This is a genomic window from Hyphococcus sp. (genome assembly GCF_041986965.1).
Classification (GTDB): domain Bacteria; phylum Pseudomonadota; class Alphaproteobacteria; order Caulobacterales; family Parvularculaceae; genus Hyphococcus.
Map to the genome: position 1 here is coordinate 1,391,516 of NZ_JBHIXB010000001.1, position 13,564 is coordinate 1,405,079.

At 59.9% G+C, this 13,564-nt stretch carries 12 protein-coding genes; 9 read left to right on the plus strand and 3 right to left on the minus strand.

All coding sequences use genetic code 11. From position 1 onward, the window contains the following. The first annotated feature begins 90 nt into the window (after positions 1-90). The 5 genes from ACFC5L_RS06970 (at position 91) to ACFC5L_RS06990 (ending at position 4,128) form a co-directional block, all read left to right on the plus strand. The gene (locus tag ACFC5L_RS06970; protein WP_375200996.1) at positions 91-1,227 is read left to right on the plus strand and encodes an MlaE family ABC transporter permease; all 1,137 of its coding nucleotides are present in this window, start codon (positions 91-93) and stop codon (positions 1,225-1,227) included. Next, entirely contained in the window at positions 1,224-2,012 is a 789-nt protein-coding gene (locus ACFC5L_RS06975; RefSeq protein ID WP_375200995.1) for an ABC transporter ATP-binding protein, read from the plus strand. Before ACFC5L_RS06970 ends, ACFC5L_RS06975 begins: the two co-directional genes overlap by 4 nt. Positions 2,013-2,029: 17 nt before the next feature. Further along, a complete protein-coding gene (locus ACFC5L_RS06980; RefSeq protein WP_375200994.1) occupies positions 2,030-2,950 on the plus strand; it encodes an MlaD family protein in 921 nt (306 codons plus the stop codon). Continuing rightward, on the plus strand, positions 2,947-3,570 hold the full coding sequence (locus tag ACFC5L_RS06985) for an ABC-type transport auxiliary lipoprotein family protein (protein WP_375200993.1): 624 nt from the start codon (positions 2,947-2,949) through the stop codon (positions 3,568-3,570). The genes ACFC5L_RS06980 and ACFC5L_RS06985 overlap by 4 nt, the downstream gene beginning before the upstream one ends. Positions 3,571-3,660: 90 nt before the next feature. Next, complete coding sequence (locus ACFC5L_RS06990) at positions 3,661-4,128, plus strand: hypothetical protein (protein WP_375200992.1); 468 nt, start codon at positions 3,661-3,663, stop codon at positions 4,126-4,128. 6 nt (positions 4,129-4,134) lie between these two features. Here the strand turns inward: ACFC5L_RS06990 and ACFC5L_RS06995 are convergent, their stop codons facing one another. Together ACFC5L_RS06995 and ACFC5L_RS07000 are read right to left on the minus strand one after the other, a co-directional pair. Further along, positions 4,135-4,731: a YdeI/OmpD-associated family protein gene (locus ACFC5L_RS06995; protein WP_375200991.1), complete on the minus strand. Its 597-nt coding sequence runs from the start codon at positions 4,729-4,731 to the stop codon at positions 4,135-4,137. Between the two features lie 24 nt (positions 4,732-4,755). Further along, positions 4,756-7,218: a hypothetical protein gene (locus ACFC5L_RS07000; RefSeq protein ID WP_375200990.1), complete on the minus strand. Its 2,463-nt coding sequence runs from the start codon at positions 7,216-7,218 to the stop codon at positions 4,756-4,758. 234 nt (positions 7,219-7,452) lie between these two features. Here ACFC5L_RS07000 and ACFC5L_RS07005 point away from each other — a divergent pair, with 234 nt between their 5' ends. From ACFC5L_RS07005 to ACFC5L_RS07015, 3 genes are all read left to right on the plus strand, one after another. Further along, positions 7,453-8,223: an ion transporter gene (locus tag ACFC5L_RS07005; RefSeq protein ID WP_375200989.1), complete on the plus strand. Its 771-nt coding sequence runs from the start codon at positions 7,453-7,455 to the stop codon at positions 8,221-8,223. Positions 8,224-8,366: 143 nt separating this feature from the next. Further along, positions 8,367-10,613, plus strand: coding sequence for a TonB-dependent receptor (locus tag ACFC5L_RS07010; protein WP_375200988.1), 2,247 nt, complete (start codon positions 8,367-8,369; stop codon positions 10,611-10,613). Between the two features lie 65 nt (positions 10,614-10,678). After that, complete coding sequence (locus tag ACFC5L_RS07015) at positions 10,679-11,395, plus strand: protein kinase domain-containing protein (protein ID WP_375200987.1); 717 nt, start codon at positions 10,679-10,681, stop codon at positions 11,393-11,395. A 29-nt stretch (positions 11,396-11,424) separates the two neighbouring features. Here the strand turns inward: ACFC5L_RS07015 and ACFC5L_RS07020 are convergent, their stop codons facing one another. After that, entirely contained in the window at positions 11,425-12,648 is a 1,224-nt protein-coding gene (locus tag ACFC5L_RS07020; protein WP_375200986.1) for a cation:proton antiporter domain-containing protein, read from the minus strand. Between the two features lie 299 nt (positions 12,649-12,947). Here ACFC5L_RS07020 and ACFC5L_RS07025 point away from each other — a divergent pair, with 299 nt between their 5' ends. Beyond that, positions 12,948-13,541, plus strand: coding sequence for a hypothetical protein (locus ACFC5L_RS07025; RefSeq protein ID WP_375200985.1), 594 nt, complete (start codon positions 12,948-12,950; stop codon positions 13,539-13,541). Positions 13,542-13,564 lie beyond the last annotated feature (23 nt).

The following is a 13,564-nucleotide window of genomic DNA, read 5'->3' on the forward strand; positions in this document are numbered from 1 at the left end:
GAATTTATTATCCTGCTTTAAACCATAACACTGCAAGGGGCGGGCCTATTTACGTTGGCCAGCGTCCAGTCCCTTAAGGAAGCGTTAACCATGGCGGATTCGGCGGCGCATTTCGACATAGATATGTCGCAAGGAACTTTGAAACTGGTTCCGAGGGGCGACTGGCGTGCGCGCTTTCTGGGCGATCTTGACGATGATCTGCGAGATTTCGCCGATGATTCGATTGGCCGCGATCTCGTCATCGACATGTCCAGGGTGGATCGTCTCGATACGGTCGGGGCGATGATGCTGCAGCGGACCATGCATTGCTGCTCGAATCGGGGGACCGAGTCACAGTTCACCGGCGCCAATGAGGCGCAGGCGGCGCTGCTGGCGCAGGTCGAAAGCCATCTGCAGCCCTGCCATGTGGAGCCGACGCATAGCAATCCTTTCCTGGCGGTGGTCAATCGCCTCGGCAAGGGCGTCGCCGACGCTTACTACGCAGCGCTTGAGGTCATGAGTTTCGTCGGCCGCACCTTGTCGACGGCCGGGCGCGTTGCGCTCCAGCCCCAAAGAATGCGCTGGACTTCCACTGTGTATCACATGGAGGAAGCGGGTCTGAACGCCATGCCGATCATCGGCCTCATGTCATTCCTGATCGGCGCCGTTGTCGCCTATATGGGCGCAAAAATCCTCAGCATGTTCAACGCCGACATCTTCACGGTGGAACTGGTCGGCATCTCGGTGTTGCGGGAGTTCGGCGTTTTGTTAAGCGCCATTCTCATCGCCGGCCGGTCGGGCAGCGCCTTCACGGCGCAAATCGGCTCCATGAAAATCCGGGAGGAAATCGACGCCATGAAGGTGCTCGGTCTCGATCCCATGGAGGTGCTTGTTCTGCCGCGTGTGATTGCCCTGGTGATCATGCTTCCCATTCTGGCGCTGGTCGCTGCGGTTCTTGGGGTTGTCGGCGGCGGGCTTGTCGCCGCGACGGCGATGGATATTTCTCCCGCGCTTTTTGTGGCGCGCTTTCAGGAAACCATCGTCATCAATCATTTCTGGGCGGGCCTCATCAAGGCGCCGTTCTTCGCCTTCGTGATCGCCATCATCGGTTGCTTTCAGGGGATGGAGGTGGAAGGCAGCGCCGAATCTCTCGGTCAGCGCACAACGCTTTCCGTGGTGCAGTCTCTGTTTCTTGTCATCGTCATCGACGCCTTCTTCGCCATGTTCTATCTGGAGATCGACTTTTGACGGACCAGAGAAAAGAACATGAGCACGTTATTGAAGTCGAAGCGCTGAAAACGCAGTTCGGCGACTTTGTTGTGCATGAAGATCTCGATCTCAATGTGAGGTCGGGAGAGATCCTCGGCGTTGTCGGCGGGTCGGGCACGGGCAAGTCCGTGCTCATGCGCGCCATTATCGGCCTCAAACGGCCGAGCGCCGGGACCGTGCGCATTTTCGGTGAAGATTATTATCAGGCCAGCGACAAGGCGCGTGAGGTTATTGAACAGCGCTGGGGCGTTCTCTTTCAGGGCGGTGCGTTATTTTCCTCACTGACCGTCGCCCAGAATGTGATGGCCCCCATTAGGGAACATCTTAAACTTCCTGAAGAATTAGCTAAGGACATCGCCGCGCTTAAGATTTCCATGTCCGGTCTGCCGGAAGAGGCAGGGGCGAAATATCCTTCAGAGCTTTCGGGCGGCATGAAGAAGCGGGCGGGCCTCGCGCGCGCCCTTGCGCTTGATCCGGAAGTTGTTTTTCTCGACGAGCCGACCGCCGGCCTTGATCCCATCGGCGCGGCCAGATTCGATGAGCTTATCGTCAATCTCAAGGAATCCTTAGGGTTAACAGTGTTTATGGTAACCCATGATCTTGATACGCTGCATGCAACCTGTGACCGGGTGGCGGTGCTGGCTGAAAAGCACGTCATCGCCTGCGGACCTCTTGAGGAAGTCCGCAAGACCGACCACGCGTGGATACAGGAATATTTTTCAGGCCCCCGGGGCAGGGCCGCGCTCGCCGTCAAGGCGAGCTAGGGGATAAGTAGAGTCCGATGGAAACGCGTGCGCCATATGTTGTAATCGGAGCGGTGGTGTTAAGCGCCATCGCGCTCGCGTTTTATATCATCATAAAAATGAGTCAGACGAGCAGTGAGTATGATCAGTACGATGTGATCTTCACTGAGCGTGTTTCCGGCCTGTCCGTCGGCGCCGCGGTGCGGTTTAACGGTATTCAGAAAGGCGAGGTGGAAACGCTTTCCATCGATCCGGAAAACCCGTCCATCGTGATTGCGCGCGTGCGCGTCGATAAAGACACGCCAGTGAAAACCGACACAAAGGCCGAACTTGAATTTGTCGGTTTCACCGGCCTCGCGATTATCCAGTTTGTCGGCGGCAGCCGCGACGCCCCGTTATTGAAAGAAGTCAGCGATATGCGCGTGCCGCAGCTTTCGGCCGACATGTCCGGTTTCGGCGCGTTTCTCGAAGGCTCCGGCGATGTTCTCGCCCAGGCCAACCGTCTTCTTTCCGATGACAATATCAACGGCATTTCCGGCATCATCTCGAATGTGGAGACCTTGACGGCGGCTTTCGCCAATAATGAAGATGACATCACGGCGACGCTGGACAATCTGAACACCATTACGACCGACCTTGCGCAAGTCACTTCGAAGCTCGACGCTGCGGCGACAAGCCTCCAGAATTTCATGGAGGAGGACGCGCAAGGCGCTGTTGAAGACGTTGAAGCGCTGTTGTCTGAATCGCGCGCGCTCGTCACGGATCTGCGCGCCATTACGAATGAGAACCGCGCGTCGATCCGGGTGTTTGCAGATCAGGGGCTGGGCCAGGTTGCGCCGGCGCTTGCCGAGGCGCGCCGTTTGATGCGCACGCTTGATGCGGTGTTGCGTGAAATCGACCGCGACCCGAACGCCTATTTCTTCGGCGAACGCGCGCCGGAATATGCTGGAGGCGAATGACAATGAAGATGTTGCTGAAAAGCGTCGCTCTCCTTTCTGCGCTTGCCCTTCCGGCTTGTGTTTCCGTCTTGCCGGAAGCAGCGCCCCCGAAGCCGCGTTTCCACATCGCCGCTGCTGACGGCGACGCGCTGGCCGGCGACGCGCTTCAGTTTTCGCTGGTTGTCGACGAACCGCGCGCCACACGCGTCTACGACGCCCCGCGCATTGCCGTCTCCGCTGCGCCCGGCCGCATCGAATATCTCGCGGGCGCTGAATGGGCTGATCGTGCGCCGCGCCTCTTCCAGACGGCGATGATCCAGACTTTCGAAGACGCTGGGCGCATTCTGGCGGTTGGCGATCGCGCCGCTATTCCCGTCGCCGATCTTGTTTTGCAAACAGATATTCGCCGGCTGGAGCTTGATGTCGAAGGCGCCGATGCGGCGGTTGTTTCCATCTATGCGCGTCTTTCAAACGGCAAAGGCGCCGTTTACGCGGCGCGCAAATTTGACGCCCGCATCTCCGCCGCCTCAACAAAACCAGACGATGTTTACGCCGCTTTCGACAGCGCCTTCGATCAGGTCATTTCAGGCATCGTGGAATGGACCTTCGACACTGGCGCCTCCGTCCGGGCCAACTCCTGATTGGCGCCTGACCCCGAATTCATGCGCCGTCATTAGACTTCGCCGCGCCGCGCGCCTACTCTTGGCGTCAGCCGAAAAGGAGCTGACGTCATGAACAAGGCGATATCCCTGTTATCCTGTGTTGCGTTTTTCCCGCTCGCCGCTTGCGGCGGCGCAGACAATACGGAAGCCGGGGCGGACTCCCCGGAGGTCAGTGAAACGTCAACGCCGCAAGCCGCCGCGGAGTGTCCGGTAATCGAGGCGCGCAACTGGTCCGCCTGGGTGAACGCCATGCCGGGGCCGGACGCCAAACCGATGCTGCATGTTGCGGGCGATGTTGATCTGCCGACGCCGGGTTACGACATCGCCTGGCAAGAAGGCATGGCTGATCGCAGTGCGACGCCGGTGCAACGCCTCATGCTGACGCTGACGCCGCCGGACGGCATGGCGGCGCAAGTCGTCACCACCGAAAGCGTGAAATATGAAGGACCGGCGCTGACAAAAACCTATGGCGGCGTAATTGTCTTATGCGGCGGCGAAGCGCTTGCAGAAATCGACGAGGTTGTGACCGCCGAATAGTAAAGGTCAGAAGTTTTTGTATTTGTCATTCAAGCCGCCGCCGGCGGCGATCATGGGCAGGATCTTTTCAAGACGGCGTTCTTTCGTCGCCGCTTGTTTCGCCTCGGCGATGTAATCCGCATATTCGCGCTGTTTACCGGGCGTCAGCTTTTCAAAGGCGGCGCCCGCGCGTTTGTTTTTTGAAAGCGCCGTTTTGAGCTCTTCCGGCAGCACGAGCGCGCCCTTGCGCTGCGGCTTGATCTCCTTGCCGGCTTTGGCGAGGGCAACCGCCTCCTTCACATAGGCTTTGATGATCGCGGGCTTGATGTCCCTGGCGCTCTGCATCCGCCATTGGCGCTGGGCCTTGGTGACGCCTTCCTGCGCATTCATGAGGACTTGTCGTTCGTCTTTCAACAGCGCGCCCTGCGGAAACCAGAGACAGAAAAAAGTCTTGAAGGCTGTCAATCCGACAATGTGTTTGCCGTCCAGAGTGTAAAAAGGCGACCCCCATTTGATTTCTTCAGTGAGGCCTGTCGACACAAGAATCTTACGCAACGCGATCAGCTCGTCGCGCCACTTTGTTGCATTTTTAAAATAAGCGTCAGGCGTCTTTGTCTTTTGCATTCGGCGCTCCCCAAGAGACCTGCCTTACGCAAAATACCCCACTGTCGCCCCGATTAACAGATAGACGCGGCCCAGCGGCGAGGAGAGATATTCCTCTAGTTCTTCGTCGGCGGTCTCTGATGTCGTTGCGTCTTCCAGCAGTTTTTCAAAGCCTTGCAGAAAGTCGTGCACGCCATGTTCAAAATTGCGGTCGCGGCCCGATTCCGACCGGATGCGGCGTTTTACGTCGGCTTCATTGAGGCGCAGCAGGCGATTGGCGAAGACATTGCGGTCGCCGCGATCGAACCGTTCCTGCAACGCGGGCGGCGGATCGCCATAGAGGCGGGTTTCAAGTTCCTGCGTGAAATCCTGCAGGCTGGCGATGATGCGGATAGCGTTGTCGGCCGCGCGGCGCGCTTCGTCTTCCGCGTCGGATTTTTTCGTCGCCTTGCCGAGATCGAGCGGTTCGCCTTCATCGGCGGCGTCAAGGATTTCCTTCCACGAGACGTCGCCTTTCATGCGCTTGCCGGGCGCGGCGCCCGGGCCTTTCTGGGCGTCTTTGCCCAGCGTGAGCGGCTGTTCTTGCGGCGGCGCCTGTTTGCTTGGGCGCCGTTCAGCGATGTCCCGCGCAAGCTCGTCGAGACGGGCGGCGCCGTTGGATTTCTTTTCCGCCTTTTGCGCCGCCGGATCGGCGGTCTTTGCGGTGAGCGGCGGTTCCTTGCGCCGGGCGGCGGGGGTGAGGTCCAGCGTCTCCTGCGCTTCTTTGTCGGCTTTAATAGCCGTTTCTTCCGCCGCCGCCTTGCGTTCGCCCTCTTCAGATTTTTTCTTTTCAGCTGCCTGACGGTCGGCGCGGGCCTGCATCTCGTTTTGCGCTTCGGCCAGGCGCGCGGCCGCTTCCTGTTCGCGCAATTGCGCTTCCGCGAGGCGCGACAGGCGGTCGGTTTGTGAGGCAATGGCCTCGGCGAGACGGTCAGCGCGTTTGCGTTGTTCATCGATCAGCGATTCAAGGCGCGCATTTTCCTGTTCCAGCGCGGCGCGTGCTTCGGCCAGGGCCTGATTGCGCTCTTCGATACGCTGGGCTTCGGTTTCCGAGAACTTCATGGCGTCTTCCGAGGATTTGCGGGCGCGTTCGCTGGCGGCGGTGACATCGCTGGAGGCTTTTTCCGCCGCTTCGCCCGTGCGGCGCGCGGCTTCGGTGACGTCTTCCGCGGCGCGGGTTGCTTTGGCGGCGCCTTCCGCCGCTGCGGCGAGGGCGTCGGCGGTGGAGCCTGAAATGTCTTTCAGCGCCTGCGCCGTGGCGTCCTGCACGCGGATGGCTTCTTCGTTGGTGGCGTCGACGGCGCCTTTTGCTGTGCGTTCGGCCTCGGCCCGCGCAGCTTCAACAGCGTCATCGGCGGCTTTCTTCGCCTGTTCTGCAGCGGCGCGGGCTGCTGAGCCGATATTGGCGGCGTTGCGCGCGGCCGATTCCGCCGCGGCGTCAGCGGCGGCTTTGGCGCGTTCGGTGGCGCCGCGGGTTTCTTCTGCAGACTGATCGACAGCTTGCGCCGAGGCGCGCATCGTTTCATCCACATCGCGCAGCGCATCACGCAGGGATTCAAATGAGTTGAAGGCGCGCTCCGCCGCCGTTTCAAGGCGATGGAGGCGCTCGTCGAAATCCTTTTCCGCCTGCACGGATGTGGATTCCGCCGACTCCAGAGACGAAATCGCCGCCTTCGCTTTTTCCGCAATCGCGGCGGCGAAACTGTCGGCATGGGCGTTGAGGCTTTCGGTAAGCTCCATCAATCGCGAACGTTCATCGGCGACGCGTCCGGCGGCGCCGGTGGCTTTCGCCTCAATCGCTTCGCCGGCGATTTCGATCGCCTCCACATGCTGGCGGATCATGGCTTCCACAGAAGCAAGGCGGGAGAGGGCGCCGTCAAGTCCCTGATTGAGCGCGTTCACTTGTGTCTGAACGACGGCGCCGACTGTTTCCACATTATGCGCCGCAGTGACATCGGGCGTTACAAAACGCTGCGCGGCGATTGCGATCGCTTCGGCGGCGCGGATCATCTCCATTAGCCGTGAAACGGCGTAGCCTGTAAACAACACCAGCGCCGGAATGATGAAAGCGAACAGCACGGTCTCGATTTCAAAAGCGCCAAGGGGGTTCCATGGCCGGTCGACGCCGGTCAGCGCTGTGATTTGCTTATGGGCGAACCAGTTGCCGAGCGGCAGACCGACAAGGGTCGAGAAAAAGACAAACACCGCCGTCATCCGCGCGGCGTGCCAGATCTGACGGCTGCGCGCGTTCCAGCGTTGCTCGTTGGACGTGAAGTAGATCAGCTCGCCGTCGTCGCGCCCGCCTTCGCGCCCATCGTCGCGTCTGGCGGCGTCGCGGCGCTCTGCTTCGACGATGCCCTTGAAGCGCATGCGAGGAGCGCTGTCTCCAGCGTCATCGCCTCCGGCTTTTTCCTGTTCGTCGTCGAGATCGCTCACGTCTTCGCTCACCTCATGGGGACTGCCCCCCATATGCGCCGCAAACGCCCCGCATAGCTGATTTTGTGAAGCCAGCCAATCGTTTGCGGCCAATTGCCGGAAGATCGGCGACTTTCTATTTGGCAATGATTGCGCAGCCGGCCGACTAAAGGAAAGACCTTCAATTTCCGGCGCTTTCCGCGTAGCGCAGAATCCGCCTAGCAAAGTCGTGAAGAAAGCTCGCCGGGTTTTCCCCAGCCAGCTCCATTTCAAGGGCTCTCAAGGCGGATGACGGAACCGAAACGAACGTCTTTACAGCGTTTTGTAGAAAGTTCGGCCTTTCAGGCGGTCGTTCTGTCGCTGATTATCGTCAACGCCGTTATTTTAGGCGCGGAGACCTTTCCGGCGTTCAAGGACGCGCCGCTCCTCAAAATTGTCGACCGCGTCATCGTCTACGCCTTTGTGGTGGAAATCGGCATGAGGATCATCGCCTGGCGCGGGGCCTATTTCCGCAATGGCTGGAATATTTTCGATTTCCTGATTGTCCTTGTTTCCATCGGCGCCGCCACATCTGGGCTTGCGGCGCTCCGGGCCTTCCGTGTGTTGCGGGTTTTAAGGGTCATCACGGTCATTCCGCGCATGCGGGTCGTCGTGTCGGCGCTGCTCGATTCGATCCCGGGCATCGCCTCGGTCGGCGTTGTCTTGGCGCTGATCGTCTATGTCTTTGCGGTGATCGCCGCCAATCTTTACGGGCCGGCGCATCCTAACCTTTTCGGCGATGTCTTTCACGCCATGTATACGCTGTTTCAGGTGATGACGCTGGAAGGCTGGCCGGATATCGCGTCGCAAGTCGCCGAAACGCATAAGCGGTCATGGATATTTTTTCTCTCTTTCGTATTGATCGCGACGTTCACCATGCTCAATCTTTTCGTCGCTATCGTGGTGCGCGTCGTTGAGGAGGATTCAGAGCCCGTCGTCGACGACGTTCTGGAAAACCAGCGGGCGATCCTGCGGGAGATCAAGGCTCTGAAAGAAGAGCTGGCGCGGCGCGTTGAATAGTATGCAACATCTACATGTTTGCGATCACATTTGATTGACTTAACAGTCGCGCCGCACTCGCTAACGGCGTCATCAGAATTTCTGCAATGGACATCGCGTGAGGATGCGGATAGGGCTTCGGGCCGCAGTTAACAACGGTTTTGATGTTGCGTAGAAAACTAATCAGTCTACCTCTCTTTGCGGCGGTTACAGTCCCGTGCCTTTTTCAAACAGCGCTGGCGGAAACAGATGTTATCACCGTCACAGCGTCAAAACGCGTGCAAAGCCTCAGCGATATTGCGGCGAGTGTCGATGTGATCGGCGGGGCGCAAATCGACAAGGCGAACGGTTTCAACAGCGCGGAAGAAATCACGCAGCTTTTGTCGGGCGTTCAGGCCGCTGTCGCCAATGGCAACCAGATTGCGTTCCAGATTCGCGGCATCGGCGCCGTCGACCATCAGGCGCTGACGCCGACGGCCGCCGCCGTTTATCTGGACGGCGTTTTTCTCGCGACCAATGTGCAGACGGGGCCCTTGCTTTACGATCTTGAACGGATCGAAGTTCTGAAAGGTCCGCAAGGCTCGCTCTATGGGCGCAACGCATCCTCCGGTGCGGTTAATTTTATTTCCGCGGCGCCAAGTGAAGAAACGACAGGCTATCTTGGCTGGTCTTATGGCCGCTTCGACCGGCTCGATGCGTCGGGCGCCATTGGCGGCGCTCTTGGCGGCGGATTTTCCGGGCGCATCGCCGGGCGCTATCTGAAACAGGATGCGGCGCTCGATAATGTTCAGACCGACCCGGATATTTCTGCGCCGAAGCGCGCTGGCGGCGAACGCGATGAGTTCGGATTGCGCGGGTCATTGCAATGGGAAGGGGAGGCGGCGCGTTTTCTCTTCCGCGCGCATTACGAAGAAGACAATGGCGTCAATCCGGCGCCGCGCAATCTCAATCTCGACCTTGGCAAGCATGAGATTTCTGTTGGCGCCGACGGCATACAGGACACCGACAATGAATTTTACGGCGTCTCGCTGGAGTCTGTCATTCCCGTCGGTGAATGGGAGCTGTTTTCGCTGACGGCGCTTGAAGGCTATGGTCAGGATTACGGTTTCGATTTCGACGGGGCGCCGGCGCCCTTTGGCGATCCAACCTTGAACGCCAACCTCCATTACGACCGCGAATTTCTGCAATGGAGTGAAGAGATCCGCTTGCAGGGCGACTGGGCCCTCGGCCACAGCCTGATTGGCGTTTCTGCGGCGGGCGAGGATTTCGAACAGGAATATCTGATCTGGTGCGGCGAGCTTGATCCCGCGACGCTGCTGGGAACCTGCCGTTATGTGGGCGCGCCGGGACGTGTTGGCCCGTCGCCGGCGTCGCCGGGCGTTGCAACAACCCTCATCACCGACATCGATCAGACGCGCAAAACCGCCGCGATCTTCACCTATAACGACATCAACCTCACTGACGCGCTGACGCTGACCCTTGGCGGGCGCTACACCTATGAAGACATCAAAGGCGAAGGCCAGGGCGTTCACATTTTCGATGACGGCGTCATCGCCTTCAACAATCGCGACGGCCTCGGTCCGGCAGTCGGTGAAAACCGCATCAAGGAAAACCGGTTCAGCGGCAATGCGGCGCTGTCTTACCGGTTCTCTGATGCGGCGATGATTTATGCGTCCTTCTCCAACGGCTATAAAAGCGGCGGCTTTAATGGCGAGGTGCAAAACAACGCCGCGCATTTTCGCGATGAAGGCCTCTTCCGCGCCGAGACCGTCAACGCCTATGAGGTTGGTTATAAGGGCGAGCCATCCCCGGGCCTCGCGCTCCGGGCCGCTGCGTTTTATCAGGACTATGACGCGCCGCAGGCGCGCATCTTCGTCAATTTTGCGCTGCCGGGCGGCGGATCGATCATTTCCAACTCGCTTTCCAATCTCGACAAGGCCGAAGCTTACGGTCTTGAAGGAAGTTTCGACTGGACGCCGTCGCCCGCTTTCACGCTTGGCGGGTCGGTGACGCTGCTCGAAACAGAGATCAGCCAGACAACAGACATCGGCGGCAACGCCGCCCTTTTCGACGGCAATCCCTTGCCCTTCGCCTCTGAGGTTTCGGCCACCGGCTTTGCCCGCTATGTCCGCGAGCTTGGTGGCGGGGTCAGCTTCGCCTTGCAGGCGAACGCCAAATATCAAAGCGCCTTTTATCTCGACGCCGAAGGCCTCGAGGACCGCCGTCAGGAAGGCTACACCATCGCCGACGCCGAGGCGGCGCTGGTCTTTGACAACGGGCTGGCGCTTGCGCTGCGGGGCCGCAATCTCCTCGACAAGGATTACGCCGTCTCAGGCTTCGGGTTCATCGGCTATAATGTCTTTGTCGGTCCCCCGCGGACATGGGAAATTGCGATCCGCAAGAGCTTTTAAGGCGCGCCGGTAAAGGCTGGCGCCCCCGCTTTTCGCCGGGCGCAAAAAATGCGACTTTCACGGCCATGACCAACAAGAACAGTTTCGGCCTTTCCAAGGGCGACCGGCTGACCTGGCGCTATGAAGTGATTGAGCGCATCGGTTCGGGCTCGGAAGGGGAAGTCTACAAGATCCGGGAGAAAGCGACGGGCCTAACGCGCGCGGCGAAGCTTTATTTTGAAACCAAGGAAAAGACCGCGCCGGTCTTCATCCGCCACGCCCGCAAGCTCGATGCGCTCAGGGATTGCGACATCGTCGTTAAATATCTCCACGCCGAAGAGGTGTGGATCAATGACCGGTTCATCTACTGCATGATCTCGGAATATTTCGAGGGCGCGCTTTTAGAGGATTTGCTGAAAACCTATCGCGGCGGGCGCATGCCGGCCTTTGAGGCGCTCAGTCTTATCTACGCCCTGACCATCGGCATCGAAGAAATCCACGCCCGCAAGGAGTTTCACGGCGATCTTCACAAGGGCAATATTTTCGTCGAGCGCACAGGCGTTTTCTTCAAGTTGCGCACGATCGACTTTCACGACTGGGGCCGCACCCCGGCGGTGGAGCGCCGCTCGGACATCCTGTGTGTGGCGCGGCTGCTTTACGACATGGTTGGCGGGCGCGAGCATTACAAGAAACAGCCCCAGGCGATCCGCGACATCTGCATGGGCAACCGCTCGGATTTAATTCTCAAGAAGTTTCCGACGGTGTTTCATCTCCGCGCGCATCTGGAGACCTTTGAGTGGTAGCCAGCGCGCCGATGAAGTGACGGCTAAGTCTAGTCTGCGAACCTTGCGCGCCGTTTCGCCAGCGCCGACTGTTTCAGGAACAGCTTGACCAGCGGGCGCGAGGTGAGGCGGGCGGCGAAGACGCCGAAGGTGACGGCGACGGCGCCGACGGTGAGGATCGCGTCCTGCGCCACGATGGAGGGCGCATCGAAAAGGGAAATCAGGAACAGGGCCGAGGCTGCGCCGGGGGCGCCGCCGAACCAGGCGAGGAACATCTGGCTCTCTCGCGGCAGGCTCGTTTTCTTCAAGGCCGCGAGGCGGGGGCCGGCCCGCATGATGGTGACGGCGGCGGCGGCGAAGAGGATGGTCAGGAGGTCGGCCTGAAACACCCGCGGGGCCAGCGCCACGCCGAAGGCGATATAGGCGAGTGGCGCGACGACGCGCTCAGCCATGCGGCGCAGGCGGACCCGAGTGACGGCGAGGGCGCTCGACTGCTCGCCCCAGAGGAGGCCCGCCGCCGCTGCGGCGAGGACCGGGTGGCCGCCGAGTACCGGCGCGAGGAGGAAAGAAACAAGGCCGGACAGGATTGCAAGTTCGGCGGCTTTTTTCTTCAATTTCAACTTGTTGCCATAAAAAGCTGCGGCGAGGCCTAAGGCGCCGCCCAAGGCAAATGCGATGAGAAAGCTGCGTGAGGCTTCGAACAGCGGCGTCACAGCCGGCATATCCTGCGGCGCTGCTGTGGCGATGGATTCAAGGATGACGGCGAAGGGAAGGCCGAGCGCAAGGATCGCGGCGCTCTCCAGCCGGACCGCCGCCTTGATGGTCTGGGGAGCCGGCGCGCCGGTGACCGCCCGGCGGTCGAAGGCTGCGCCATTGAGGGTCAGCGCGCCCGCAAGCAGGAACGCGGCGCTGAAGGAGAGTTGCGGCGCAAGGATGAAGGCCGCGAGCCCGCAGACGATGAGGAATAAAGGCGCGCCGCCAAGGGTCAGCCGGAAGGAGGCCGGGCAGACGCTGGCGAGCCTCGTGATCCGGAACTGGGCGGCGGCGGCGAAAGCCAGCGCCGCAAGAAGCGCGTCAGCCCCGGCGGCGGTCCATTCGGACGGGGCGAAAGGCCCGCCTGAAAAGCGCCAGAGAAGAGAGCCGGCGGCGCCTGCCGCCAGAAGCAGGGCCGGCGCGCGCGCAGCGGCGTCCACCGCCTTCAAGGCCGCGCCTTTGGACTTTCCAAGAATCAAAAATAAAGCGGCGAGGAGAGCCGCCGCACCTGCGAACGCCATAGGGATTTTTTTGACCGCCGTTGCGATTCGACATCGTTATGGGGCTTTCCACGCGCGCCGAATCATTTCCCGCGAAGATGAATTGATCCGGCGACAATTGCAAATTGAATTTTTCGCAAGAATAGACCGCATACGGCGGATTTTTCGCCTTAAACGGGAATGCATTCTTGAATGTGTAACAGGGGGGTAGCCGGTGCTGCTCCAGTGTACCACGAAAATGAAAGTGGTGGATAATTTTTCACGGATTTTTTTTCGGCCTTAGACTATGCGCCAAATGAGTTTTCAAAGAGGCGAAAAAAATGAGCGCGTCGTCGGGCGAGAACAAAACATCGAAACCGAGAGGGCGGATAAAACGCGCCATTGCGCGCGCGGCGCCGGGGCTTGCCCGCGCTCTGGGCGGTCCGCTTGCGGGCGCTGCGGTGGAGCAATTGTCGCGCGCAATTTTTGGCGACAATGTTGTTGACGAAGATGCGCTTGCCGAAGCGCTTGCTGTCGCAACCCCGGAACAGCTTCTGGCGATCAAAAAAGCAGAACAGGATTTTCAGATCGCGTTGCGCCAGGCCGGCGTTGACGAATTGCGCATCGCCGCTGGCGACCGGTCAGATGCGCGCGAGCGGCAGATAAAGATGAACGATTGGACACCTTCGGTTTTGGGCGCGGTCGTCATTATCGGTTTCTTCGCGGTGCTTGCGATTATGGTCGCGAAAAAACTGCCGCCGGGCGCCGAGACTGAATTTTCGATCATGCTCGGCGCGCTCGCCACCATGACGGCGGCGGTGGTCAATTATTTTTTCGGTTCTTCCGCCGGGTCACGGGAAAAGACGCGGCTCATCGCCTTCCCGGTTCCTGAAGGGGCCGCGCGTGAAAGCATGGAGACGACCGCGAAGAAATAGCGCATGGATGCGGGATGACAACG

What these genes read in the sequence shown, in the direction of transcription:
- ACFC5L_RS06970 (WP_375200996.1), top strand. Translation starts at nt 91, where the DNA reads ATGGCGGATTCGGCGGCGCATTTCGACATAGATATGTCGCAAGGAACT.
- ACFC5L_RS06980 (WP_375200994.1), top strand. Translation starts at nt 2,030, where the DNA reads ATGGAAACGCGTGCGCCATATGTTGTAATCGGAGCGGTGGTGTTAAGC.
- ACFC5L_RS06985 (WP_375200993.1), top strand. Translation starts at nt 2,947, where the DNA reads ATGACAATGAAGATGTTGCTGAAAAGCGTCGCTCTCCTTTCTGCGCTT.
- ACFC5L_RS06990 (WP_375200992.1), top strand. Translation starts at nt 3,661, where the DNA reads ATGAACAAGGCGATATCCCTGTTATCCTGTGTTGCGTTTTTCCCGCTC.
- ACFC5L_RS06995 (WP_375200991.1), bottom strand. Translation starts at nt 4,731, where the DNA reads ATGCAAAAGACAAAGACGCCTGACGCTTATTTTAAAAATGCAACAAAG.
- ACFC5L_RS07000 (WP_375200990.1), bottom strand. Translation starts at nt 7,218, where the DNA reads ATGGGGGGCAGTCCCCATGAGGTGAGCGAAGACGTGAGCGATCTCGAC.
- ACFC5L_RS07005 (WP_375200989.1), top strand. Translation starts at nt 7,453, where the DNA reads ATGACGGAACCGAAACGAACGTCTTTACAGCGTTTTGTAGAAAGTTCG.
- ACFC5L_RS07010 (WP_375200988.1), top strand. Translation starts at nt 8,367, where the DNA reads ATGTTGCGTAGAAAACTAATCAGTCTACCTCTCTTTGCGGCGGTTACA.
- ACFC5L_RS07015 (WP_375200987.1), top strand. Translation starts at nt 10,679, where the DNA reads ATGACCAACAAGAACAGTTTCGGCCTTTCCAAGGGCGACCGGCTGACC.
- ACFC5L_RS07020 (WP_375200986.1), bottom strand. Translation starts at nt 12,648, where the DNA reads ATGGCGTTCGCAGGTGCGGCGGCTCTCCTCGCCGCTTTATTTTTGATT.
- ACFC5L_RS07025 (WP_375200985.1), top strand. Translation starts at nt 12,948, where the DNA reads ATGAGCGCGTCGTCGGGCGAGAACAAAACATCGAAACCGAGAGGGCGG.